Origin of the sequence: Kitasatospora sp. NPDC088548 (assembly GCF_044753005.1) — a bacterium.
Taxonomy (GTDB): domain Bacteria; phylum Actinomycetota; class Actinomycetes; order Streptomycetales; family Streptomycetaceae; genus Kitasatospora.
In genome coordinates this window covers 213,134-235,805 of sequence record NZ_JBIVMI010000008.1, presented here as the reverse complement: position 1 = coordinate 235,805, position 22,672 = coordinate 213,134, and the positions used below count along the sequence as shown (strand labels likewise).

The following is a 22,672-nucleotide window of genomic DNA, read 5'->3' as shown; positions in this document are numbered from 1 at the left end:
GTGCGCCGCACACCGAACACCGCCCTCGAACTCGCCCGCGAGGCGATGTCCCCGCTGCTGACCCAATGGACGGCCAAGCCGGAAGTCCAGGCCCTGTACATCCTGTCGTCCAGCGCGGACTGCCCCGACAACCCGACGTGCTTCGACGAGGAGTCCGACTTCGATGTCGCCGTCGTCCTTGACGTCCCCTTGCGGGCTGCCGAGTGGCGCCCCCACCTCGCGGACACCTGTCAGCTGATCGCCGACCGCATCCCCGCATGGGTGCCCAGGTTCCTCTTCCGCCTCCCCGTCCCCTGGGGCTCCATGGAGGTCAACGTCCACCAGCTGATCTACCAGTACGAGTGCGACCCCAGGACCACCTGGCCCGGCGAGAAGTGCGACACCTACCTGCACAAGAGCCAGGTCCTCCACGACCGCGGCGGCTCGTTCCAGGAACTCATCCACCACAAAGCCCAGGCCGCCCGCACCCAGCTCGACCTGGAGCGCGAACGGCTCGCCAACCGGATCACCTGGGACGTGCGGGAGATGTCCCTGCGCCAGTCCCGCCGCCTCGGCCCCGAGGCCGGTCACTACCTGCTCAACCTCGCGGTGGACGAGGTGATCGACTGCATCTACGCCACCGCCGGCCAGTTCATCCCGAACAGGAAGTGGAAACTGACGCAGCTCGTCAGCCGCGGGTTCATCACCGTCGACCAGGCGGAGATCCTACGGGACGCGATCCGCTGCAACCCCAGCTGCCGGACCGACCTGGAGCGCCGAGTCGAGGCTCTGGAGAAGTTCTGCGCGAGCATCGACGGCTTCGTCACCGACGGTCCCGAGGCCCAACAGATCCGCAGCCACTACCAGCGCCGGCTGCAGCTGCGGGGATCGCGATGTGCGGACCCGGACGGAACGGCCTGGTAGCCGCTGCGCGATAGGCTTCGAGGCCCTGTCGAGACCGGACCGACGGCCAACCAAATCTGATTATCGGAAAGGCCGTTAGGCCGGTTTCGACGAACGACGGAGCACCGACCCGGGAGAGGTCCGAGATGGCGATCAGGCTGTACAACACGCTGACCAAGCGCAAAGAGGAATTCGTCACCATGACGCCCGGCGTGGTCAAGATGTTCGTCTGCGGCCCGACCGTTTACGGGCTCAGCCACATCGGCCACGCGAAGACGTACACCCAGTTCGACCTCGTCGCCCGCTACCTCAAGAAGCGCGGCTACCAGGTCACCTACGCCCAGAACCTCACCGACGTCGACGACAAGATCATCCGCAGGGCCGGCGAGCTGGGCATGGACCCCCGCGACCTCGCCGCCGAGTACGAGAAGCACTACCTCGACGACATGGCCGACCTGCACAACACCAACGTCGACGTCTTCGGCCGCGCCCACGACCACATCGACGAGATCGTCGCCCAGGTCCAGCAGCTCATCGAGCACGGCCACGCCTACCAACTCGACGACGGCTGGTACTACGACCTGACCACCTTCCCCGGCTACGGCAAGCTCTCCGGTCGAACCGAGGTCAAGGCCGAGGACTCACTCGCCCGCGTGGACGAGAACGACCGGAAGCACAACCCCGGCGACTTTGCCCTCTGGAAGGCCCGCAAGCCCGGCGAGCCCTACTGGTCTACCGCCCTCGGCGAAGGCCGGCCCGGCTGGCACATCGAGGACACCGCCATCACCGAAGCCCTCTTCGGCCCCCAGTACGACCTCCACGGCGGCGCCGTGGACCTCATCTTCCCGCACCATGAAGCCGAGATCGCCCAGATGGAAGCCGCCTCCGGACTCGACCCCCTCGCCCGCTACTGGATGCACACCGGCCTGCTGCGCGTCGACGGCGCGAAGATGTCCAAGAGCACCGGCAACTTCCTGACCATCCGCGACATCCTCAAGACTGCGGACTTCCGCACCCTGCGGTACGCCTTTCTCAGCCAGCACTACCGCTCCTCGATGGAGCTGAACGACACCACGCTCGAACAGGCCCGGGCCGCCCGCCGCCGGGTGGAGAACTTCGCCCGCCTGATCGACCGTTCGCACAACGAGAGCCCCGCGAGCACCGCCCTGGCGCGAGAGGCCCGCGACGCGGCCTTCGAGCGACTGGACGACGACATCGACACCCCTGGTGCGCTCGCCGTCCTCTTCGACTACATCCGCGAGCAGAACCGGCGCGAGGAGCCTCCGGGCGCCACCGCTCTGGCCCTGCTCCAGGAACTCGACGAACTCTTCGACGCCTTCGACCTCGACGAGCGCACCACGGCCGACGCCGAGATCGAGGCCCTGCTCGCCCGCCGGCGCGAACTGCGTCAGGCCCGCAACTTCGAGGAGGCCGACGAGATCCGCAAGACCCTGCAGCAACGGGGGATCGTCATCGAAGACACCCCCGACACAACCCGATGGTGGTTCACACAAGAGGTGACATCCGTATGACCTCAGCATCCTGGAACACGCTCGGCCCGCTCATCGTCGACAACGCCCTGCCCGCCGTCCTGTGCGAGGAACTGCTCCGGCACTTCGAGCACAGCACCCAGCGTCCCCGCAGCTACCAGGGCGTCATCGACGAGACCCTCCGCAAGTGCAAGTACGTCGAGGTCCCCGAACGCCTCGCCAACCTCGTCATGGCCGCCGTTTCGCCGCACATCGATGCCTTCTTCGGCGTCGACACCTACCCCGTCCCCGGCCAGCCGACCGTGATCTACCGGTACGGGCCCGGAGTCGGCTTCGTCACGCACCACGACGAGGTCACCGAGACGGAACTCGAACGGGCCGCCACCAACGGCCAGCCCGTCATCGGCGGCGACCTCACCACCGTGCTGTTTCTCAGCGGACCCGACGAGTACGGCGGCGGGGCCCTCTACTTTGAGGAGCCCCCGCTTGACCTCCGCCCCGCCAAGGGAGCACTCGTCGCCTTCCCAGCCACCCGCGACTTCATGCACGGCGTCCGCCCCATAACCGGCGGCGCCCGGTACTCCCTACTGACCCGCAGACTTGTGAAGGGCACAGCGCGGTTCGCGGGCTGAGAAAGTGTTGGGTAATCGGGTGATCACTCGTTCTTGAGGCCGTCGGTGAGGCGGCGGGCTGCTTCGGTCTCGATCGGGCCGCGTGGTTCGATCTCCTCGCCGGCGAGGCGGGCGGCCATGAGTCGGATCATGGCGACCTTGATCATCGCCCCGGCGTGTGCGGTCTTGCGCTCGTAGTCCCGTGCCAACCGTCTGCACCGTCCCAGCCAGGAGAATGTCCGCTCGACCACCCACCTGCGGGGCAACACCTGGAAGCCTTTCACATCCGCGTTGTGCGGCACCGCGACGATTTTCAGGCTCTCGTGTCAGCTGTCCTCTCCCAGGTAGCTCAGGGCTTGGCGGAAGTCATCGAGAGCGGCCTCGAACTCGCCGGTGGCGGTGTGGAAAGTCGATCGGTCTATCAGGATCTCGGCCAGCGTTCGGGTTCCGTCTGCCGGATCGTGCTGACACAGCCGGCGGGCCAGCTCCACTCCGTCATCGAACAAGGGGCGTACTCGCTCCGCGAACAGGTGGGTGCGGTGCTCCCAGTAGACAGCAGAACGGACGGTGAGGACCCGATGTACCCGGACCAGTTCGGCCAGATATTGGTCCGGATCTCGGGTGGCTCGTGAGACAAGGGCGCCCACCTCTTCACGCAGAGTGATACGGCTGTCGAAGTAGTGCCGCTTGGCATCGGGGGACCACTGCATGGGCGCCGCCCCCGAAGGCGGACACGGTCCACCGGACGTCAACCGCTCACTGTCGGCACCGGAAAAGGGCAGCAGAACCGCCCAGTAGGACGCCTGATAGCCACTCCAGGACTTGCGCTCACCGGTGGCGGCCAACTCCGTTAGCAAGGCGAGTGCCTCTTGCCGTACGGTGGCCGCCTGCTCACCGCGGCCGCAAGTGTCGAGCATCTGTGCATACCCGATCAGCGAGTAGAGATGGCAGGCCATCGGGCCGCGGTCGTTCGAGGCCTCGACCGCTTGCATTCCAACAAGTTTCTCGAACGCGCCGATTGCTTCGCCGGACCGGCCGGCGTCATCGAGAGCGGCTATCCACTCCAGGAGTGACCAGGCGAGACCCCCGTCGCCGGGCCCGTGAGGCAGGATCGCCTCGACCAACTCAGTCAGGGCATCGGCAGCCTCGACATAGCGGCCATCCTCGGAGAGACCGGCCGCCCAGCCACGCAGCCCCTTGACCTCGGGGTCTCGGGATAGTTCGGCCTGCGCACGGCCGATGGCGAGCATCTCGGCGCGCATGGCGAGCCCTTCGGCACGGCGGCCCAGGGTGTACAGCTCTCTCTGGCACGTGTCGAGTGCCCCGTACAGAAGATCCGCACGAGCAGGTTCGACCGGATCGATGGCCCGCGCCGCAGCCACCGCCTCCTCACACAGAGCGAGACAGGCTGGATGCCGCTCGCCCGAGCCGGAGTTGTAGCTCAGGCGTTGCAGGGCCAGGACCAGGCGGGGCAGATAAGCAACGGGGCTGACCTGGGCGAGCACCCGGTAGGCATCAACTTCCTCGTGTGGAGTGCGGCGCCCCGACGCTAGCAGCATGACCTGCGCCCGCACGATGTCGTCCTGATCGATTTTCCCCGAGTGGTTCATAACGGAGATTCTGGGCGTCTCGGAGAGGCCCGAACAAGCCTGGTGACATGTGCCATTCGCCCTACGCAAAAACCTTCTGACCTGTCATGATGAGTGTGTCATCGCCTTTCCGGGGTTCGGCGAACTGCGGGTGCCGATACGCATCTCGCGGTAGGTCACGGTTCCGGGCAGTTGGAGTGGCGCCACGATCCGCGCAGCGACCACCGGGTGAAGCAGTGCCTTCACCTCCCTGCGGACAGCCCCGCGCCAGACGAGTTCCGTACGCTGCAACGAGATCCGGTCCGTCTCGGTGATGGTGAGAGGCCGGCTCGCTTGCAAAGCTCTTTCAATGTCGCAGCCAGTTCTTGCTTGGCTTGGCCCAGCTGCTCGGGATGGAGCGTCACGACCCGGCATACTCCAGAAACGGGACGGACTCCGAAATGGCGATTCGCTGGTACTCGATGAACCGATCAGGTGCGCCGTCGAACAGCTCGCGACTGATCTGCGTCCCGTCCGCCCTGTAGCTCATGAGAACGACTTTGGACTTGTCGAACATCCAGAAGTCTTGTGCGCTTGACAGCGGGTTTTCCCGGTCGGTCACATCGAGGATGCGAATATCCTCACCGGCCTTGACGTGATGTCGATAGTAATACTCGAACTCGAACCGAAGATAGTCGGAAAGGGGCTGCGTCACAATATGAACGCGCCCGACTCTCCTTCCTTCGCTCTCCCATTGCCGCACTTCGTCCATCCACCCCGACTGATAGCCGTCGGGGGACTTCTCTCCTGACAGGAAGCGATCGAGTTTCTCCGCTTCCTGCGGCATGGCGTAGGTGGGGAGTGTCTCCAACCTCCACGCCTCGAACCGCATGGAGTCGAAGCACTGTTCCCAAGCGTCACCAGCCAAGAGCACGGAATGCCTCCCGCAGTACGCTCTCGGGGATCTCGACCAGGCCTTCGCCCTCGGACGGAGTGAAAACGCCGGACAGGTCGCCCTGAACCACGAACGAGCCCGTCTCCGTCCGGTAGACGTTGGGGCAGTCCTTCTCCCCGCACTCCCCGCTGCCACTGCCGGTGAGCCGGGTAAGCGATGTACGTGCCGACATGTCAGACCCCCTCGTTTCAGAACAGGTTGACCAACCAACGGCCACGCTAGGGGGGCGGGGAGCCTGGGCGTCCATGCGTAGACGGGACTATGCGCGTCATTGACTAATGATCATGACATTGGCCCGTGGTGCGCGGCCGGTTCGCTCCACATCCGGCCGATCGCTTGCCGTATCGACCCGACTGCCGCAGAGACGCGGCACGCCAGGTGCCTCCGGAAACAGGGTTTGCGCTCACAGCAGTCGGCCTGGGCGACCACGAACGTGCTGGTACGCAAGGACGCGTCAGCCTGGAGGCCGACGGCCACCGCAAGGGTGGCCGTCGGCACAGACAGCGAGGCATAGAACCCGAGACGCTCACCGAAGCCTGCGAAGTGGGCGCTGAGCTCGTCGGCGCCTGCCAGAACCGGGCCATCGCGCCCCGCGAGAGCTGACTGACCCTGCTACGGAGTTCCGCCACCTACTCAGGCCCTACCGGGGCAACGCCTCGGTAGCGACGTTGGCCGACCGAATCACCAGCGCGGCCAGCTGATCAAAGACCGGCCTCGTCCAGCAGCAGGTAGAGCACGCCCACGAGCGTGCCACTGCTGACGATCTCGCGACGGTCGATCATGCCGCGCAGTTCGGACAGGTGAATCCACTCGATCCGGTCGGACTCGTTGCGCTCGGTCGGCGGTCCCACGTACTCGACGGCATCGGCCCGGAAGACGAAGTGTTCGGAGTCGGTGATCCCGTTCGCCGGCTGGGCGTAGATCAGCGGCTTGACGTCACCGACCTTCCAGCCGGTCTCCTCCAACGCCTCACGGGCCGCCGCCTCCGCCGGGGTCTCATCCGGCTCGACCAGCCCCATCGGGAGTTCCCAGGCCCAGGTGTCGGTGATGAAGCGGTGCCGCCACATCATGAGCACCTGCTTCTCGCTGTTCACGACGGCAGCCACGGCCAGGTGCCGCAGCTTGACCACGTGATACTCCCAGCGGCGCCCGTCAGGCTGCTCGACGTCGGTCAGCCACAGGTTCACCCATGGGTTCTCGTAGATCGGAACGTTCCCCATGGATCTTCCACTGCATCGCTGCGGCCCCTCTCGACGGACCTTCAGCATGTCAGATGCGGCAGCCCGGGCAAGCAGGTTCCAACAAGTTTGCGTCACACTGACGAATAGTGGCATCTTGCTCGCAGCAGTTGAGCCAAAGCGCTGCCAGGCCATCACAGACTGCTTATGCGATCGCTCGATGCTGCGGAGGCGCTTGCCCGCGCCTTGCCGTCAAAGACACTGGCGCCTGATCTCCCGCCGCGATCCGAAAGGTCTCGAAAGCTAGGGCTGGTTGTTTCCCCTGCGCGCAGATCGCTCCAGGTCGTTTTCCAGCGGGTTGGGCTGGCTTTGGTCGGCTCGACCAGCCGGATGGCGGGGGCCTGGGGCCGGCGAGGTGCACCCCGGTTTCGACAAGGGCCATTCGCTTGCCGTCGCCGGGGTGCGTGATCTGGTGCTGCCGAGGCAGCGCGTGTTCGGCCTCCGCGCGCTGGTCGGAAAGGACGGCGTCCGAGGTGCCGGCCAACCGTACGAAGCGTTCGTGGACTTCGGGGCCGGACGCGGCCAGGGAGGTCTCCAGGGCCGCCTGGTTAACCAGCCGGGGCGTGATACCGGTGCCCCTCGCCTCCCACTTCGACACCATGCGATCACTGATGCCGAGGTGAGCCGCGAACGCCTCGATGCTCATCCGCTTCGCCTTCCGAAGCGCCTTGGCCTCGACGCCGGCCCATACCTCTACGGTCGCCAACGCGGCCCTCCACCCCACAGCCATTTGCGCCCAGCACTCCCCGTCGTCGGGGGGAACTAAAGTAGATCGACTGGGATTTCCGTGTACTCCTTACGGAGTTGTTCGATCACGGGGTGTGTTTCCGGGAAGGTGGCGCCGTCGACCGCGCCGATTGCCCGGACGCCGATGCCGATGTTGGTGGCGAAGACGGCGTCGAAGTCGGCGAGGTCGCCCAGCCGAACGGTCGCGGTCGACGACGGGTGAACCTGACGCAGCAGCTCCATCGTGGTGCCGACCAGGCACTCGGCGCCCGGCCAGATGACCTGATCTCCCTTGACGAAGCCGACGTTCCAGGTGCCGCCTTCGGAGATCACGGACTCGGCGTCCGTGAAGAGCGCGTCGTCGAAGCCCGCCCGTTGGGCGTTGCGGCGGTGGCGGAGCGAGCCGAACAAACCGACGCTCTTCACAGCCGGCATGTCGCGGGTGTACACCACGGACTGGACACGTATCGCGGGAAGCGGCAGCGCCCCGGCCGGACGAGTCGTCACCAGGAGCTGGGGGTGGGCGTCGCTCCCGACGTGACCGAGGTCGAGAGCAGGATCGAAGACCGTCACCCTGACCACACAGGCCCCCGAGGGCGGCGCGGCACGTCGGACAAATTCCCGGACACGGTCGAGGTCGAGGTCCACGTCGAAGACGGCGCGACAGTCACGGGCCAGACGCGCCATGTGGAGGGAGAGGCCGCGTACGTGACCGTCTTCCACACGGATCGAGGTGAAGTGCCCGTAGTTCGTCAGGGCAAGGGCCTGGAGATGGTCCAGGCTGATCGGGCTACCGTTCAGTTCCGCCATGGCGCCAAGCATGGCATCGGCCCTGGAGAGCGGCGCCCGGTTCCGGCTGGTGGGGCACCTAAGTTCGGTGAAAGTCCAGTGCCGGGGCAGTGTCAGGACGTACCGGAGCAGTCACCATCAGCGCCAGCCTAGTCACAGAAAGTTGGCTTCCCGGCCGGACAGTTCAAGGTCTGCATCCCTCGAACGGGGTGGGCGCGACCCGCGCGGCGAGCCTTCACCCCAAGCAGCTCCCGACCTGGGAGGACCCCCTGTGTCACAAACACGCTCCGGTTTCAGCCAGTTGGCGCTGGCCGACACTCTGAACGCCGTCGCATGGGCCCGGCGGCACGCCGTTGACGTGCTCCGCCGTTGGCGAGTCCCGCCCGACACCATCCAGACAGCCCGACTCATCGTGTCCGAGCTGATGACCAACGCCATACGGCACACGCACACCGACGAGGAGGTCTCGCCGTACTCGCCGCTGTCACCGGTGCGAAAGGTCACCCTGACCCTCTGACTCGAACGCGGACGCCTGTACATCCTCGATCACGACAGCGACGGTCGCCCGCCCGTGTTCAGGGTGGTGGGGGAGGACGCGGAGAGCGGCCGCGGGGTCTTCCTGGTCGAGGCGCTGAGCGAGCGGTGGGGCTACTACTACCCTCCCGGGCACGCCGGCAAGGTCGTCTGGTCCGAACTGCTGGCTGTCGCGCGAGACCCCAGGTTCAAGGGCGACGACACCGGGAGTGGTTACCGCGCCAACGGCGAGGCTGCGGCCGGGCGATCCTACGAGGACACGCCGTTGGTGGTGGCACGCGCACTGGTGGCACTCCGTGAACTCTGACCTGAGGAACGCCCACGCCCAGTGGGCCTACAGGTGAGTGGTCGGCGCCGAGACCCCCCGTAGCGACGGCCACTCCGAGCGCCCCGCGTCCCCATCGTGAACTCGAACCCCCGCGATTCGTGTGAGGCAGCGGGGGCGCTCACCCCCCTCCGACCAGCACGTTCGAAGATGGCGAAGTCTCAATGACCGTACGGTCGGCAGCATGAAGGAGCAACGTGCGACACAGAGCGCAGCGGGAAGGGGCGCTCGACCCGCCCCTAGCCCCGAGAGCTGCCCGTCGCGCATTGGCTAACCTGCGGAGCATGATTCGTGCGGTGGTATTCGACGTGGGCGAATGTCTTGTTGACGAGACCCGGGAGTACGGGACGTGGGCGGACTGGCTGGGGGTGTCACGGCACACCTTCGCGGCGATGTTCGGGGCGGTCATCGCGCAGGAGCGCGACTACCGTGAGACGTTCCAGGAGTTCCGGCCCGGGTTCGACCTGACTGAGGAGCGAGAGAAGCGCGCGGCTGCTGGCAAGCCGGAGTGGTTCGGCGAGGATGACCTCTACTCGGACGTTCGGCCCACCCTTGCTGCCCTGCGTGAAGCAGGGCTGTGGGTTGGCATCGCCGGGAACCAGACCGTGCGGGCCGGCGGCCTGCTGCGAGGGCTGGACCTTCCTTCCGACATGATCGCCACCAGCGACGATTGGGGGGCGTCAAAGCCGGACGTGAGGTTCTTCGAGCGTGTCATCGAGGCGACGCCTGCTGAGCCTGGCGAGATTCTGTACGTCGGTGACCGGCTCGACAACGACATCCGGCCTGCTGTGCAGGCGGGCCTCCTGACTGCTCTCATCCGGCGCGGCCCCTGGGGCACGATCCAGCAGCGCGATCCGGACGCGGATGCGATTACGACGATGCGCATCGATTCGCTGACGGAACTGCCGGAAAAGATCATCAAGTTCAACGCTGAAGTGCGCTGACCGTCGTGCCCCAGTCCTAGAGGCGATCATCGAGGTTCCGGATGCACTGCTCGTTCTGCCAGGGAGCGAGCGTGCGCCGGACCTCGCGGATGCGATCCATACCTGTGGCGTACCAGGTGATGGCCAACTGGTCGAGGTGACCTTCCCCCGCCGAGCGGGAGGTGGCGATTACCTGGTCGGGACGGGTTCGGGTGGTTGGACAGCCACTGGTTCGGCCGTCGCCTGGTCGGCGTAGTGCCTCGCCTCGTACTCGTCGGGGCTGAGCCAGCCGAGACGCTTCTGGATGCGGCTGGTGGGGCGCCGAAGTTCGGTGGAAGTTCGGTGCCGGGGCAGTGTCAGGACGTACCGGAGCAGTCACCATCAGCGCCGGCCCCGGGGATCTCGACCAGGCCTTCGCCCTCGGGCGGGGTGAAGACGCCGGCGCGCAAGGACGCGTCAACCCTGGAGGCCGCCGCCCACCGGGTTCTCTCACGTTGTGGTCCTACTGGTAAGCCACTCCGTGCTCCAGGTAGACGGTCTCGGAACGTGTCCTGGCTCCGCAGGCGGCGTGAACTCGGCGGGCCAGACGAGGGATGAGGACGGAGTCGATCTGGTCGCCGGCGTGGAAAGCGTGCTCGCTGATCTCGACCTGGTCGACCGTGATGCGGTCAAGTTCGTCAACCGGGAGAACGCCTCCATCGAACACGAGGAGGAGCTTGTCGCCCTCGGCGGGATGGGGCGCCCAGTCGACGACGAGGAGCCGGCCGATCGGCGGGGTGATGCCGAGTTCTTCCTCGACCTCCCGGGCCGCGCCTTCGCTCGGGGTCTCGCCCGCGCGCAGGTAGCCGCCCGGAATCTCCCAGCCGGGCTTGTAGGTCGGTTTGACGAGGAGCACGCGGCCGTCCTCGTCGAAGAACAGCACACCGGCGGCGGTACGCGGCCGGGCTACGACCTCATGAGGCGGGGAGTCACTCATGGTGACGACTCTAGTCACCCGGCCTCCGTCACCCGACGATCCGAAGCCGCTGTGCGACACCGGCCGGCAAAGAGCTTGGCCTTCACCGCAGTTGCCGAACCCAGGTGGTCACCGGGTGACGCGCGGCCGGACCCGGGGCCGACCGCGTCGAGGAGCCGCTCCACGCCCGGCGATCCGGGTGGCGTGGGCCCGTTACGCAGACGATGGTCGGCCGTGACGCGACCGGTCGGGGACCGCGACACGGCCCTCCTAGCGTCGCTGTCAACGCACCGGCCGCACCGGCCGGGCCGCGTCAGTGACAGAGGAGAGACACCGCATGAACAAGAACCGCACCCACCGCTCGTCCGCCCGCCGTGTTCTGACGGTCTGTGCCCTGACCGGGGCCGCGCTGCTGACCGCCGTCACCGGCGGGAACGCCTGGGCCGACGGGGTCAAGACCCCCGCCCCGGCCGCCCCGAGCATCGCCGGGTCCCCCGCCCCGGGCGCTGCGGTCCCGAGCGTGGGCTCCGGCGCCACGCCGGCCCGTACCGGGCAGCCCGCGCCGGCCACCCCGGTGGTGGGCGGGACCCCCACCGCCACGCCCGCCGCCGGTGGCACCGGGCCCCAGGTCCGGGAGGTGCCCGCGGGCGCCGCCCAGGCCGGTGACGGATCGGGCTCGGCCTCCACCTCCGGCCCGCTGCTGGTCGGCGGCGGCACCGTCGCCGCCCTCGGCGCCGGTGCGCTGGGCTTCGCCCTGCTGCGCCGCCGTTCCGGTGCGCGCGGCTGACACCGGCGATCCGAGGGATCTTTAGGCCGGAAAGCCGCTACCCGAAACCGGTCGTCACCCCATAGGAATGGCTTCCCGGCCTGCCTGGCCGTCCGCGATCGAAGGAGCCACCACCCATGACTCGCCTTCGCACCACGCTCATGGCCGCCGCCGGCGCCGCGGCGATGTTCGCCCTGGCCGCCGCGCCTGCCCACGCCGCCCCCGGTGACGTCACCACCTCCTGCGCGAGCGTTGTCACCCCGGCCGGCTTCGTCGACGTCGGCTGGGGCTACAGCAGCAACTGCGGCACGCAGAGCTTCAGCCCGAACATCAAGCAGATCAAGCAGCTCACCGGGCTGCCCGTCGGCACCGTGGTCCAGGCGTGCGCCTCCACCTACCAGCCTGCGGGCTGGGTCCAGACCGGTTCGTACTACAGCAGCAGCTGCGTCTACTCGTCCAACCCCAGCCTCAACAACAACGCGTGGCAGTTGAAGCGCGTCTCCTGATCCGGTGTCTCCGGGTGGCAGAGGTCTGGCCACCGCACGGGATTACGGTCCAGCCCCGGCCCGGAACAGCTCCAGGAGTGGGGAGTCGGACCCACCGACTTCCCGCTCCACAACGGGCACCCGGGGCCGGACCGGAAGCAATCGCGTCCCCAAGGGGCCCGACCGTACGGCTCGGGTCCCAGGAGTCGTTGCAACACCCCGGTTCAGGGGACGCGCAGGACGGGCCAGGCCTCGGGTCCCCGCGTCAGTCGAACTGGTCGTACTGATCGAACTGGTCGTTGCCGCCCGAGGCGTGCAGGGTGGCGAGCAGGACGCCGAGGCGGGAGTTCCAGTTCAGGTACGTCGGGCCGTCGATGGCGTGCTTCTTGGCCAGGTCCCGGACGATCTTCTGCGCGTTCTTCAGCTCCTTGGCCGCGTCGTCCGGCTTGCTCTCGATGAGGCGGGCGCTCGCGTCGTCGAGGGTCCGGAGGAGCTCGACCTGGCGGTCGCGGTCCTTGGTCACCTGGGTCTGGGCGACGGACTGGCGCAGGGCGTTGATCTGGACGGCCGAGGACTGGCTGTTGGCCGGCATCGTCGCGCTCGGCGTCGGCGTCGGTGTCCGGGGCGGGAGCGTCGTGGGGGTGGTGGGCGGCGGGGTCGTCACGGTGGGCGTGGGCGTGGGTGTGGGCGTGGGAGGCGGAGTGGTGACGGACGTCGCGACCGGGTGCGCCACCTTGTTGCCGGTGGTGTCGTTCGCGGGCCCGTCGAAGGCGGTGAGAGCGAGGACGGAGGCCCCGGCGACACCGGCCAGGCCGAGGGCGCCCAGCAGCAGGGGCTTGCGGCGGCTCTCCCGCACGGGCGGCCCGGCCGGGACGGGCGCGCCCGGCGCGACGGCCGGGGGCTGTGCCGGAACGGCCGCCATCACCGAGGTGGCGGCCTGCTGGGGCGGCAGGAAGGTGGTGTGCTGCTGGTCGGAGAAGCCGGCGGGTACCGGCGGCAGCACCTGGGTGTGCTGAGCGGCGGCAGCGGCGGCCAGCAGTTCTCCGGTCGGGTCGCCGACGGCCAACCCGGGTATGGTCGCCAGCAGTTCGGCCCGCGCCAGCGCGGCGTGCGCCGGCCGGTCGGCCGGGTTCTTGGCGAGCAGCCGCAGCACCGCGCCGTCCACCGCCGACGGCAGCCCGGGGCGCAGCGCGGACGGCGGCAGCGGCTGCTCGCTGACGTGCTTGAAGGCGATCGCCACCGGTGTCTCCGCCATGAACGGCGGTGCGCCGGTGAGCATTTCGGTCAGCACGCAGCCCACCGCGTACAGGTCGGTGCGGCCGTCCAGCTGGGAGGCCGTGGCCTGCTCGGGCGAGAGGTACGCCGCCGTGCCGAGCACGGTGGCCGTCTGGGTGAGGTTGCTGGAGGACCCGGCGCGGGCGATGCCGAAGTCCACGACCTTCACGCCGCCGTCGTGCGTGATCATGATGTTGCCGGGTTTGATGTCCCGGTGCACCAGCCCGGCGCCGTGCGCGACCGTCAGCGCCTCGCAGACCGCCGCCGCGATCCCGACCGCCCGCTCGACCGGCATCCCGCCCGGCTGCTGCGCCAGCAGCGCGGCGAGCGAGTAGCCGTGGACCAGTTCCATGACGATGTACGGCGAGCCCTGGTCCACGCCCGAGTCGAAGACCATGACGATCCTCGGGTGCACCAGCATCGCCGCGTGCTGCGCCTCGCGGCTGAAGCGCTCGGCGAAGCGCGGGTCGTCGGCGAGGCCCCCGTTGAGGACCTTGACGGCCACCTGACGGCCCAGCACGTGATCCACCCCGCGCCAGACGGTGGCCATGCCGCCGACGCCGAGTATCTCGACGAGTTCGTAACGCCCGTTCAGCGCCCGTCCGATCACTGGAACCGCTCCCCTCACGTGCCCTGCCCAAGGTCCTGGAGCGCCTCGTGCACCTGTGCACGATAGCCGCCCCGCCGAAACGGACCGCCGGGCGGTGAGGCGGCCGAGGGACCGGGCAGCGATCCCCCGGCCGCCGGCACGGGGTGGTGCGGGTGCGGCCCGCCCGGCTGTGAGCGGGCCGCACCGGCAGGGTCCGGTCCGGGCCGGCGGCGCGTCCGGGGTGCGCCTGCCGATCCGGTCCGGGGCCGACCGGGTGGGCGGCGGGCCCGGGGGGCCGACCGGGTGGGCGGGATCCGCGGGTGGAGAGGGTGGTGCGGGCACTGCGGTGGTGCGGTGGTGCGGTCCGGGTGGGCGGCGAGCCCGGGGGGATTCGCTCGCCGCCCACCCGGAGTTTCGGGGTTACCTCCGGGGTGAGGGATCGTCGGATCGGGGGTGGGGGTCGGAGAGGGGCGGCATCGCCGGCAGCGGGGTTTCCCGGTCCTTGCTTCCGTTGCCTGAGCCGTTGCCAGAGCCGTCGTTGCCTGGGCCGTTGCCGGAACCGCCGTTGCCAGAGCCGCCGTTGCCGGAGCCGTTGCCGGAACCGCCGTTACCGGAGCCGCCGTTCCGGCCGTTGGCCGCGTCGTCCTTCCCGTTCCCCTGTCCACTGCCCTTGTCAATGTCGTTACCGTGGCCGTCACCGCGGCCGTTGCGGTCGTCCTCGCCGCCCCGGCCGTTGCCGTTGCCGTTGCTGTTGCCATTGCTGTTGCCATTGCCGTTGCCGCGCGGCGGTGAGCCGGCGCCCTGGTGGCCGTCGCCGCGCTCGCGCCCGAGCGCCGCCCCGCAGTAGTCCTCCACCCGGTCCGGGCCGCCGGCCGCCTCGACCAGCGCGCCGAACTGCGGGTCGGCGACCAGTTGGCGCGGGCGCTCGCCCTTGCCCACCCGGTCGGCGAACCCCCGGCAGAGGTCAGTCAGCGCGGCCTGGGCCGACAGTCCCCGGGTCTCCGCCGAGGCGGAGGGGGACGGCGAGCCAGCCGACGGCTGCGCCTCGGACGACGGTCCCACGGCCTTCGCCCCACCGCCGGACGACCCGGCGGTGGGCGGCCACGACGCCCCGTCCCCCGGACCGGGCTCGGCGGCGGTGACGGCGGACGCACCGGCGTCGCCCGGTGCGAGCAGCGCGCGGTCCGGCTGGCGGGAGCCACCCCCCAGGGGGGACGGCAGGTTGCCGGTGCCGGCCGCGACCGCGACACCGCCGAGCACGGTGGCGCCGAGCACGACGGCAGCGGCCTTCGTACTGAAGGCCCTGGCCAGCGCGGCGGTCGCCATCGATCGTCTCCGGACGGGTGCGGGTACAGCGGGTACAGCAGCGGATCCGGCGGATCCGGCGGGTACGGGCGCGAGACGGGCCTCCCGGAACGCGGCCAGAGCCGCCTCCTCACCGGCCAGTTCGTCCGCCGTCGCCGGGGCGGCGGCAGCGGCGAGCACCTGGGCAACCCCCGTACGCCCGGTACCGCCGTCCTGTCCGGTGAGCGAGGCGCCCTGCCCGGCCGACGGGCCGCCCACGGCACCGCCGAGCAGGTGCTCAGCAGCATCACGGTCGATCCGACGGGATCGGTTGGTGCTCATCTCATGTCCTTCAGCGTCGCGGCCCGGTGTTCTGTCACACCCTGCGGAGGAATTTTTTTCGCGGCCTGCGCGGCCTGCCCCGCCCCGCCCGACCGCCCGGCACCGGACCGCCCGGCACCCGGCTGGACGACCCGGGGCCCCGACGGCGCGGCGGGGATCCCCACCCCCGCCGCGAACGACTGCTCCAGCAGCTTGGCGAGCCGTCGCAGCCCCCGGTGCGCGGCCATCCGTACGCTGCCGGCCCGCTTGCCCAGCACCCGGGCGGCGCTCTCCGCGTCCAGTTCCATCACCACCCGCAGCAGCACCGCCTCGGCCTGGTCCGGTGGCAGCCGGGAGATCAGCGCCAGCGCGTCCGCGGTGCCGACGGCCGCGAGCGCCGCGCCCGCGGTGTCGTCCCCGGCGGCCAGCTCGGCCAGGTGGTCGAACGGCAGGTCCGCGACCGGACGGCGGCGCCGGGCGCGCAGATGGTCCAGCGCGCGGTTGCGGGCGACGGTGGCGGCCCAGCCGCGGAAGCCGTCCCCGTCACCAGAGAAGGTCCGCAGGTCGCGGGCGATCTGCAGCCAGGCCTCGGAGGCGATGTCCTCGGCGTCCTGGGCGTCCTCCGGGCGGCCCCCGACGAGCACCCGCAGGTAGCGCAGCAGGCCCGGCTGGACGGTCCGGAACAGCAGCCGGAACGCCTCCTCGTCCCCCTCCTGCGCGGCCCGGACGGCCGCCGACAGGTCGACGACCGCGGCCGGGGAGGCCCCGGGAGGCGGGCCCGATGGAGGTACTGGGCCGGACGGGCCGACCGGGCTGCCGGTGCCCGCTCCGGGGCGTTCTGCACTCTGCACCCGCCACATCATGCGCCATCCGGGCGGGCGGGCCGACCTGTCGGGGCGGCTCACCGGACCGGCGTATCGTCCGGCATCCGGAATGCCCCGTACCGGTATTCGGAACGCAGGAGCGGCCGGACCAAGGACCGGCGGGCGCCGGGCAGAAGGTCCCGTCAGCTACTGCCGTTCGCCCGCAGACCCGACTTCCGCCCCCCGCCTACGTTGTCAGTAGGCGAAGCAGTGCACCGGCCCCACCGGCCGAGCCTGATCGGCCGCCCGCCGTCACCCCCCGCCCAGCACGAGGCGCGGCGCCCGTCCGGACGCCGCTCTCCGCACCTCGGACCCGACGGCCCCTGCCCCGACACGACCTCCGGCATGCCCCCGCACGCCGCGTCACGACCCGACCAGGAACGACCGCGATGACGACCGCCCACGAGCTCCACGCACGGGGCCTGCGCGAGCACCTCGCTCCCGCCCTGCGCGGCCTGGGCTTCACCGGGTGGCGCCGGACGTTCAGCCTCCCCGACGAGACCCACTGGGCGCTGCTCGGCGTGGTCGAGAGCCACACCGCCGACCGGGTGCGCTACACCTTCGACCTCGGCGTGATCCGCAAGGCGGACTGGACCGCCGCCTTCCCCGGCCCGCGCCCCGACCCCCGCGCCGTCTACGGCATCGAGACCTGGCGCGCCCGGATCGGCGAGGTGCTGCCGGTCGGCGAGGACGTCTGGTGGGAGGTGCTGCCCGGCCCGCGCTGGCAGGTCGCGCTGGACGACTCGGTCGCCGCCGTCCGCCACTACGGCCTGCCCGAACTGCTGCGCCGGGTCGAGCGGGACCGCGGCGGCGCCGGCGAGACCTATCTGTCCCCCGCCGAGCTGGAGCAGGTCAACGGCGTGCTGCTGGCCGCCTCGGTGGCCCGGATCCAGCGCGCCGAACTGTCCGGCCGGGTGCTCGTCCTCACCGGCGCCTGGACCAGAGCGGACGCGGTCGCCCTGGCCGTCCTGCGGGGCGTCGCGGACGGGTTCCTCTCGGCGCGGGACGAACGGTTCCGCGCGGTGCGCTGCCTGGACACCCTCGGCCGGGAGCTGTGGACCTTCCCGGAGTGAATCCCCAGGTCGGAGACGTTGTCATGACGCACACCGTGACAACTGTCATGCGGATCCCGCAACGGACGACACTGCCCTGACGGAGGGTCGGCTCGGAAGACTGGAGGCACGACGCGGGCACCGGCCCGCAGGCCGAGCACCAGTCCGGGGAGGACCCCACCGTGAGCCAGACCCTCAGCGCCCCCGCTCTCACCAGCACCGCCGTCGCCGCTCCGACCACGACGACGACCACCACCACCGCCACCGCCACCACCACCGCCACCGCGCCGAACCCGGTGGCCGCCGCCCTCCGCCCGCTCGCCCTCGACGTGGCCGCCCCGTTGGCCGGCTACTACCTGCTGCACTCGGCCTTCGGGATGAGCGAGTTCGCCGCCCTCGCCTGGAGCGGCGTGATCCCGGCCGCCCGCACCGTCTTCGGGCTGCTCCGCGAGCGACGGCTCAACCTGTGGGCCTCGATGATGCTGGGCGTCAACCTCGCCGGCCTGGCGCTCACCACCGTCACCGGCGACGCCCGGCTGATGATCGCCAAGGACGGCGCGCTCAGCGGCACCCTCGCGCTGGCCGTCCTGGTCTCCGCGCTGATCGGCCGGCCGCTGATGTCCCCGATGCTGATGCCCTTCGTGACCAGGGGCGACCGCGGCCGCGCCGACGCCTGGGAGCGGCTGGCGGGTGGCCGGGCGGCCCGCTCGCGCTCGTTCCGCCGCTACGAGCGGCTGTTCTCCGGGATCTGGGGCACCGCCCTGCTGACCGAGTGCGCGGCCCGGGTGGTCGGCGCCTTCACCCTGCCGGTCTCGACCATGGCCTGGCTCTCCACCGTGTTCCTGATCGGCGCGATCGCGGCCGGTTCGGTGCTCGGTCAGTCCGCCGCCGAACCGCTGGCGAAGCTGGTGCAGGCCGAGGCCGCGGAGCCGACCACCCGCTGAACCTGCCCGCCCGGCCACCCGCACCGCCCGCCGCGCACGGAACCATCCGGGCGCCCCCGGAGTCCTCTTATAACGAGGGGGTAACGGACCCCCGGTCTGAAACGGGGAGCCTGATGAGCCGGACGCACGCGCTGACCACCGCCACCGAGGACCGCACCCTGGTCTGGGACGGTTGCCTCAACGTCCGCGACCTCGGCGGCCTCCCCACCACCTCCGGCGCCCGCACCGCCCGCCGCGCCGTCGTCCGGGCCGACAACCTCGACCGCCTCACCGCCGAGGGCTGGGACACCCTCCTCGACCACGGCGTCCGCACCGTCGTCGACCTGCGCAACGTCGAGGAGTACAAGCCGCTCCTCCCGCTCCCCGCGGGCGTCGAGCTGGTCCGCGTCCCGCTGGACGACCTCGCCGGCCCCGCCTGGTGGAAGACGTACGGGCACCTGGACGGCACCCCGCTCGCGCTGCGCCCCTACCTGGACCACTGCCCGCGCGCCGCCGCCGAACTGATCACCACCATCGCCGGCGCCCGGCCCGGCGGCCTGGTCGTCCACTGCGGCGCCGGCCGCGACCGCACCGGCCTGGCCGCCCTGCTGCTGCTCGCCCTCGCGGGCGTCGAGCCGTCCGAGATCGTCGCCGACTACCTGCTCAGCGCGCCGAACGTCCGCCCGCTGTACGGGATGCTCGGCCTGCCGGACCAGTACCGCCGGATCGACGCCGTGCTCACCGAGGCCGGTACCACCGCCGAGGCCGCCCTGTACGCGGCCCTCGAAGGCTTCGAACCGGCCGGCTACCTGCTCGCCGCCGGCGTCGACCCGTCCGATCTCACCGCCGTCCGCACCCGCCTGCTCGACTCGTAGCGCCCTACTCGTCGTAGCGCACTACCAGAGCCGGTCGATCTCCCCCGGGTGGAGGGCGATCCGGCTGCCGGGGAAGTCCGCGCGGTGCCGGACGGCGTGCCCGCTGAAGAACCCCGCCATCGTCACCTTGTCGAAGCCGGCGCCGTCGCTGGGGAACGGCTCCTCGGGCGTGCCGCCGACCAGCACCGTGCCCGGCAGCGGCTCCCAGCCGGCGCTCTCGTAGAACCCCTGGAGCCCGCGGTCGCAGGTGAACAGCGCGAGGTCCGCGCCGCTCTCCCGGACGGCGGCGCGGGCCGCCGACACCAGATGCCGCCCGTGGCCCCGGCCGCGCCGCGCCCGGTCGGTGACCACCCCGCTCAGCCCGCTCGCGGCGTACGTCCGTCCGGCGTGGGCCAGTTGCTTGGAGAGCACGTCGAGCGCGGCCACCACCCGGTCGCCGTCCAGCAGCAGCATCGACAGCGGCCGCAGCGCCGGGTCGTGCACCGGGACGGTCGACGGCGCCGGCGGTCCGGGCCAGGCCTGGTCCTGCAACTCGGCGACCTGGAGCTTGAGTTCGCCGGGCACCTCGGCCTCCGGCAGTGCGAGTACGCGCATGCTCCCCCCTCGTCTGCCAGACTCCCGGACGTGATCTTCCGGACCGCCACCCGTCAGGACCTGCCCGCCATCATCGCGCTGCTCGGCGACGAGGAGCGGGTGATCGACCCGGCCACCGTGCAGGTCGACGAAGCCTACGCCCGTGCGTTCGCCGCCGTGGAGGCGGACGCCCGCAACGAGATGCTCGTCCTCGACGAGGGCGACGGCACCGTGCTCGGCTACCTCCAGCTCACCCGCGTCCCCGGCCTCGGCCGGCACGGCCAGGAGCGCGCGCTGATCGAGGCCGTCCGGGTGCGGGCCGACCGCCGGGGCGCCGGGCTCGGGCGCGAGCTGCTGACCAGGGCCGTCGCGCGGGCCCGCGAGCACGGCTGCACCCTCGTCCAGCTCACCAGCGACAAGCGCCGCACCGAGGCCCACCGGTTCTACGCCTCGCTCGGCTTCGCGCGCAGCCACGACGGCTTCAAACTGACGCTCTGAGGCCCGGATTCGCCGGATTTAATCGCTCGCCCGCCGCCCGGGGCGGCGGCGATACTGCACCGCATGGCGGACTTCTCCGACTTCGACACTCGCGACTACCCGATGGTGGACGTCCGCACCGGCTACGCGCGGTGGGTGGAAACGTACGAACGGACGGTCGAGGACGCGATGGACCTCGCGGTGCTCGACCGGCTCACCGCGCCCGCCTGGGCGGAGGTCGGCCGCGCCGCCGACCTCGGCTGCGGCACCGGCCGGACGGGCGCCTGGCTGCGCGGGAAGGCCGCGGCGGGCCTGGTCCTGGACGGCGTGGACCTGACGCCCGAAATGCTGGCGGTCGCCCGGGAGAAGGCCGTGCACGACAGCCTCGCCGAGGCGGACGTGGCCGACACCGGCCTGCCGGGCGGCGGGTACGACCTGGTGATCTCCTCGCTGATCGACGAACACCTGGCCGACCTCGGCCCGTTCTACCGCGAGGCGTGGCGGCTGGCCCGCCCGGGCGGCCGGTGCGTACTGGTCGGCCTGCACCCGTACTTCATCATGGCGGCCGGCATGCCCACCCACTTCACCAGCGCCGCCGGGGAGTCCATCGCCATCACCACCCATGTCCACCTGGTCAGCGACCACCTCACCGCCGGGCTGGCGGCCGGCTGGACGCTGGTGGAGATGGCCGAGGCGGTCGTGGACGACGCGTGGATCGCCCTGAAGCCCAAGTGGGAGAAGTACCGCAGCCACCCGGTCTCGGCGGCGTACGTCTGGGAGAAGAGGGCCTGAGACGGGGGCTGCCGAACTCAACTCGCCATAGCGTCAACCGATGGTTGACGATCCGGGATCGACAACCTACGGTTGACGCTATGGAGAATCCCGTTGTTCCCAAGACCACTCCGCTGCGCCTCGACGACCTGATCGACGCGATCAAGAAGGTCCACAGCGACGCGCTCGACCAGCTCTCCGACGCGGTCATCGCCGCGGACCACCTCGGCGACCTCGCCGACCACCTCATCGGCCACTTCGTCGACCAGGCCCGCCGCTCCGGCGCCTCCTGGACCGACATCGGCCACAGCATGGGCGTCAGCAAGCAGGCCGCCCAGAAGCGCTTCGTCCCCAAGGACCCGGGCGCCCCCGCCGACCTCGACCCCAACCAGGGCTTCAGCCGGTTCACCGACCGGGCGCGGAACGTCGTGATGGCCTCGCAGGAGGAGGCCAGGGCGGCCGGCAACGCCGAGATCGGCGCCGAGCACCTGCTGCTCGGCCTGCTCGCCGAGCCGAAGGGCCTGGCCGTGAAGGCGCTCGCCGCCCAGGGCGTCACCCCGGAGGCCGTCCGGACCGCGGCGACCGCCGCGCTGCCGGCCGCCGCCGGGGAGGTGCCCCCGCTGATCCCGTACAACGGGCAGGGCAAGAAGGCGCTGGAGCTGACCTTCCGGGAGGCCCTGAAGCTCGGGCACAACTACGTCGGCACCGAGCACATCCTGCTGGCGCTGCTGGAGCTGGAGAACGGCGCGGGCGTGCTGGCCGACCTGAACGTCGACAAGCACGAGGCCGAGACCTTCACGGCGGAGGCCATCGCGGCCTTCGTCGCGGCACAGGCCACCGGACAGCAGTGACCGGCGGATCCGGCCCCGGCGGCGGCGTCCGCCCGGGGCCGGAAGCCGCGGGCCGGACACCGCGCCGGAAGCCGCGGGTCAGAAGCCGGACACCTGCGTGGTGACGATCCGCACCCGCCCGTCGGCGGCCGCCTCGATCGCCGCCCGCAGGCGCAACGACCGCGCGGGACCGAGGAGTTCGATCGCCTCCTGGTCCGTGACCCAGCGGTGGTCGTCGAGTTCACCGGCCGGGACGGTCACGGGGGTGCCGTCCGGGACGGTGCCGAAGTCGAACAGGAAGTGCTGGGCCGGGTGGTCGAGTTCGGCCGACGCGTGGGTCCAGGAGATGGCCAGCAGGTCGCCGGCCTCCCCGACGAGGCCGGTCTCCTCGGTCAGTTCCCGCGCGGCGCACTCGGCCGGCCCCTCCCCCAGGTCGATCGTCCCGCCCGGGAACTGCCAGTGCTCCCGGTAGCCGGCCTTCACGATCAGGATCCGCCCGGACTCGTCCCGCAGCACGCACCCCGCGGCGGCGTAGATCCGCGGCAGGGACGCCAGCCACTCTTCACGGGACTTCAAGGGCTCAGCCGACACA

The 22,672-nt window shown here is 70.5% G+C and carries 24 protein-coding genes and 3 pseudogenes; 14 read left to right on the top strand and 13 right to left on the bottom strand.

The annotated features are described in order from the left end of the window. The 3 genes from ACIP82_RS13700 to ACIP82_RS13690 all read left to right on the top strand — a co-directional run bounded on the left by ACIP82_RS13700 (nt 1) and on the right by ACIP82_RS13690 (nt 3,004). Nucleotides 1–903 carry a hypothetical protein gene (locus tag ACIP82_RS13700; RefSeq protein ID WP_363614613.1) on the top strand — a complete coding sequence of 301 codons (903 nt, stop codon included), beginning with the start codon at nt 1–3 and terminating at the stop codon, nt 901–903. 125 nt (nt 904–1,028) lie between these two features. Continuing rightward, a complete protein-coding gene (cysS, locus tag ACIP82_RS13695) occupies nt 1,029–2,414 on the top strand; it encodes a cysteine--tRNA ligase (RefSeq protein ID WP_363614615.1) in 1,386 nt (461 codons plus the stop codon). Continuing rightward, the gene (locus tag ACIP82_RS13690; RefSeq protein WP_363614616.1) at nt 2,411–3,004 is read left to right on the top strand and encodes a 2OG-Fe(II) oxygenase; all 594 of its coding nucleotides are present in this window, start codon (nt 2,411–2,413) and stop codon (nt 3,002–3,004) included. The genes cysS and ACIP82_RS13690 overlap by 4 nt, the downstream gene beginning before the upstream one ends. Before the next feature lie 23 nt (nt 3,005–3,027). On the opposite strand, the pseudogene ACIP82_RS13685 reads toward ACIP82_RS13690, so the two are convergent. The 7 genes and pseudogenes from ACIP82_RS13685 to ACIP82_RS13655 all read right to left on the bottom strand — a co-directional run. Continuing rightward, nucleotides 3,028–3,267, bottom strand: a pseudogene (locus ACIP82_RS13685) (transposase); the annotation flags it as partial. A 42-nt stretch (nt 3,268–3,309) separates the two neighbouring features. Beyond that, on the bottom strand, nt 3,310–4,593 hold the full coding sequence (locus tag ACIP82_RS13680; protein WP_400653547.1) for a hypothetical protein: 1,284 nt from the start codon (nt 4,591–4,593) through the stop codon (nt 3,310–3,312). Nucleotides 4,594–4,972: 379 nt separating this feature from the next. Further along, complete coding sequence (locus ACIP82_RS13675; protein WP_400653545.1) at nt 4,973–5,485, bottom strand: DUF6879 family protein; 513 nt, start codon at nt 5,483–5,485, stop codon at nt 4,973–4,975. Further along, nucleotides 5,469–5,678: a hypothetical protein gene (locus ACIP82_RS13670; protein WP_363614622.1), complete on the bottom strand. Its 210-nt coding sequence runs from the start codon at nt 5,676–5,678 to the stop codon at nt 5,469–5,471. Before ACIP82_RS13670 ends, ACIP82_RS13675 begins: the two co-directional genes overlap by 17 nt. Nucleotides 5,679–6,207: 529 nt before the next feature. Further along, a pseudogene (locus tag ACIP82_RS13665) lies at nt 6,208–6,742 on the bottom strand (NUDIX domain-containing protein). 147 nt (nt 6,743–6,889) lie between these two features. Next, the gene (locus ACIP82_RS13660) at nt 6,890–7,450 is read right to left on the bottom strand and encodes a helix-turn-helix domain-containing protein (protein ID WP_400653542.1); all 561 of its coding nucleotides are present in this window, start codon (nt 7,448–7,450) and stop codon (nt 6,890–6,892) included. Between the two features lie 56 nt (nt 7,451–7,506). Next, a complete protein-coding gene (locus tag ACIP82_RS13655) occupies nt 7,507–8,280 on the bottom strand; it encodes an aminotransferase class IV family protein (protein WP_400653540.1) in 774 nt (257 codons plus the stop codon). Between ACIP82_RS13655 and ACIP82_RS13650 the strand changes: the two are divergent. The 3 genes and pseudogenes from ACIP82_RS13650 to ACIP82_RS13640 all read left to right on the top strand — a co-directional run. Then, nucleotides 8,279–8,662, top strand: a pseudogene (locus ACIP82_RS13650) (hypothetical protein); the annotation flags it as partial. The gene ACIP82_RS13655 and the pseudogene ACIP82_RS13650 overlap by 2 nt on opposite strands. A 168-nt stretch (nt 8,663–8,830) precedes the next feature. Then, nucleotides 8,831–9,100, top strand: coding sequence for a hypothetical protein (locus ACIP82_RS13645; protein ID WP_363604185.1), 270 nt, complete (start codon nt 8,831–8,833; stop codon nt 9,098–9,100). 302 nt (nt 9,101–9,402) lie between these two features. Beyond that, nucleotides 9,403–10,062 (top strand): HAD family hydrolase, encoded by a 660-nt coding sequence (locus ACIP82_RS13640; protein ID WP_400653538.1) that lies wholly within the window; start codon nt 9,403–9,405, stop codon nt 10,060–10,062. 481 nt (nt 10,063–10,543) lie between these two features. On the opposite strand, the gene ACIP82_RS13635 is transcribed toward ACIP82_RS13640, so the two are convergent. After that, a complete protein-coding gene (locus ACIP82_RS13635; protein ID WP_400653536.1) occupies nt 10,544–11,017 on the bottom strand; it encodes an NUDIX domain-containing protein in 474 nt (157 codons plus the stop codon). 316 nt (nt 11,018–11,333) lie between these two features. Between ACIP82_RS13635 and ACIP82_RS13630 the strand changes: the two genes are divergently transcribed. Together ACIP82_RS13630 and ACIP82_RS13625 are read left to right on the top strand one after the other, a co-directional pair. Continuing rightward, entirely contained in the window at nt 11,334–11,783 is a 450-nt protein-coding gene (locus tag ACIP82_RS13630; protein WP_363604172.1) for a hypothetical protein, read from the top strand. Nucleotides 11,784–11,899: 116 nt separating this feature from the next. Next, nucleotides 11,900–12,268: a hypothetical protein gene (locus ACIP82_RS13625; protein WP_363604171.1), complete on the top strand. Its 369-nt coding sequence runs from the start codon at nt 11,900–11,902 to the stop codon at nt 12,266–12,268. 244 nt (nt 12,269–12,512) lie between these two features. Here the strand turns inward: ACIP82_RS13625 and ACIP82_RS13620 are convergent, their stop codons facing one another. The 3 genes from ACIP82_RS13620 to ACIP82_RS13610 form a co-directional block, all read right to left on the bottom strand. Further along, entirely contained in the window at nt 12,513–14,132 is a 1,620-nt protein-coding gene (locus ACIP82_RS13620; RefSeq protein WP_363604170.1) for a protein kinase domain-containing protein, read from the bottom strand. Nucleotides 14,133–14,531: 399 nt separating this feature from the next. Next, nucleotides 14,532–15,737: a hypothetical protein gene (locus tag ACIP82_RS13615; protein WP_400653534.1), complete on the bottom strand. Its 1,206-nt coding sequence runs from the start codon at nt 15,735–15,737 to the stop codon at nt 14,532–14,534. Next, a complete protein-coding gene (locus ACIP82_RS13610) occupies nt 15,734–16,576 on the bottom strand; it encodes an RNA polymerase sigma factor (RefSeq protein ID WP_363604206.1) in 843 nt (280 codons plus the stop codon). Before ACIP82_RS13610 ends, ACIP82_RS13615 begins: the two co-directional genes overlap by 4 nt. Nucleotides 16,577–16,968: 392 nt before the next feature. On the opposite strand from ACIP82_RS13610, the gene ACIP82_RS13605 reads away from it, so the two are divergent. From ACIP82_RS13605 to ACIP82_RS13595, 3 genes are all read left to right on the top strand, one after another. Then, complete coding sequence (locus tag ACIP82_RS13605; RefSeq protein ID WP_400653533.1) at nt 16,969–17,652, top strand: DUF4304 domain-containing protein; 684 nt, start codon at nt 16,969–16,971, stop codon at nt 17,650–17,652. A gap of 161 nt (nt 17,653–17,813) precedes the next feature. Beyond that, nucleotides 17,814–18,575 (top strand): VC0807 family protein, encoded by a 762-nt coding sequence (locus ACIP82_RS13600; protein WP_400653531.1) that lies wholly within the window; start codon nt 17,814–17,816, stop codon nt 18,573–18,575. A gap of 113 nt (nt 18,576–18,688) precedes the next feature. Then, entirely contained in the window at nt 18,689–19,429 is a 741-nt protein-coding gene (locus ACIP82_RS13595; RefSeq protein ID WP_400653530.1) for a tyrosine-protein phosphatase, read from the top strand. A 21-nt stretch (nt 19,430–19,450) separates the two neighbouring features. Here the strand turns inward: ACIP82_RS13595 and ACIP82_RS13590 are convergent, their stop codons facing one another. Next, nucleotides 19,451–20,023: a GNAT family N-acetyltransferase gene (locus ACIP82_RS13590; RefSeq protein WP_363604163.1), complete on the bottom strand. Its 573-nt coding sequence runs from the start codon at nt 20,021–20,023 to the stop codon at nt 19,451–19,453. Between the two features lie 30 nt (nt 20,024–20,053). Here ACIP82_RS13590 and ACIP82_RS13585 point away from each other — a divergent pair, with 30 nt between their 5' ends. From ACIP82_RS13585 to ACIP82_RS13575, 3 genes are all read left to right on the top strand, one after another. Then, nucleotides 20,054–20,500 (top strand): GNAT family N-acetyltransferase, encoded by a 447-nt coding sequence (locus ACIP82_RS13585; RefSeq protein WP_400653527.1) that lies wholly within the window; start codon nt 20,054–20,056, stop codon nt 20,498–20,500. 63 nt (nt 20,501–20,563) lie between these two features. Continuing rightward, nucleotides 20,564–21,271, top strand: coding sequence for a class I SAM-dependent DNA methyltransferase (locus ACIP82_RS13580; protein ID WP_400653525.1), 708 nt, complete (start codon nt 20,564–20,566; stop codon nt 21,269–21,271). 80 nt (nt 21,272–21,351) lie between these two features. After that, the gene (locus tag ACIP82_RS13575) at nt 21,352–22,101 is read left to right on the top strand and encodes a Clp protease N-terminal domain-containing protein (RefSeq protein WP_363604159.1); all 750 of its coding nucleotides are present in this window, start codon (nt 21,352–21,354) and stop codon (nt 22,099–22,101) included. Nucleotides 22,102–22,179: 78 nt separating this feature from the next. Here the strand turns inward: ACIP82_RS13575 and ACIP82_RS13570 are convergent, their stop codons facing one another. Beyond that, the gene (locus tag ACIP82_RS13570; protein ID WP_400653523.1) at nt 22,180–22,656 is read right to left on the bottom strand and encodes an NUDIX domain-containing protein; all 477 of its coding nucleotides are present in this window, start codon (nt 22,654–22,656) and stop codon (nt 22,180–22,182) included. Nucleotides 22,657–22,672: the final 16 nt, after the last annotated feature.

Bases quoted from the DNA above. Each gene is read 5' to 3' on its own strand.
- cysS (WP_363614615.1), top strand. From the start codon at position 1,029: ATGGCGATCAGGCTGTACAACACGCTGACCAAGCGCAAAGAGGAATTC.
- ACIP82_RS13690 (WP_363614616.1), top strand. From the start codon at position 2,411: ATGACCTCAGCATCCTGGAACACGCTCGGCCCGCTCATCGTCGACAAC.
- ACIP82_RS13680 (WP_400653547.1), bottom strand. From the start codon at position 4,593: ATGAACCACTCGGGGAAAATCGATCAGGACGACATCGTGCGGGCGCAG.
- ACIP82_RS13670 (WP_363614622.1), bottom strand. From the start codon at position 5,678: ATGTCGGCACGTACATCGCTTACCCGGCTCACCGGCAGTGGCAGCGGG.
- ACIP82_RS13655 (WP_400653540.1), bottom strand. From the start codon at position 8,280: ATGGCGGAACTGAACGGTAGCCCGATCAGCCTGGACCATCTCCAGGCC.
- ACIP82_RS13640 (WP_400653538.1), top strand. From the start codon at position 9,403: ATGATTCGTGCGGTGGTATTCGACGTGGGCGAATGTCTTGTTGACGAG.
- ACIP82_RS13635 (WP_400653536.1), bottom strand. From the start codon at position 11,017: ATGAGTGACTCCCCGCCTCATGAGGTCGTAGCCCGGCCGCGTACCGCC.
- ACIP82_RS13630 (WP_363604172.1), top strand. From the start codon at position 11,334: ATGAACAAGAACCGCACCCACCGCTCGTCCGCCCGCCGTGTTCTGACG.
- ACIP82_RS13625 (WP_363604171.1), top strand. From the start codon at position 11,900: ATGACTCGCCTTCGCACCACGCTCATGGCCGCCGCCGGCGCCGCGGCG.
- ACIP82_RS13615 (WP_400653534.1), bottom strand. From the start codon at position 15,737: ATGAGCACCAACCGATCCCGTCGGATCGACCGTGATGCTGCTGAGCAC.
- ACIP82_RS13610 (WP_363604206.1), bottom strand. From the start codon at position 16,576: ATGTGGCGGGTGCAGAGTGCAGAACGCCCCGGAGCGGGCACCGGCAGC.
- ACIP82_RS13605 (WP_400653533.1), top strand. From the start codon at position 16,969: ATGACGACCGCCCACGAGCTCCACGCACGGGGCCTGCGCGAGCACCTC.
- ACIP82_RS13595 (WP_400653530.1), top strand. From the start codon at position 18,689: ATGAGCCGGACGCACGCGCTGACCACCGCCACCGAGGACCGCACCCTG.
- ACIP82_RS13590 (WP_363604163.1), bottom strand. From the start codon at position 20,023: ATGCGCGTACTCGCACTGCCGGAGGCCGAGGTGCCCGGCGAACTCAAG.
- ACIP82_RS13580 (WP_400653525.1), top strand. From the start codon at position 20,564: ATGGCGGACTTCTCCGACTTCGACACTCGCGACTACCCGATGGTGGAC.
- ACIP82_RS13575 (WP_363604159.1), top strand. From the start codon at position 21,352: ATGGAGAATCCCGTTGTTCCCAAGACCACTCCGCTGCGCCTCGACGAC.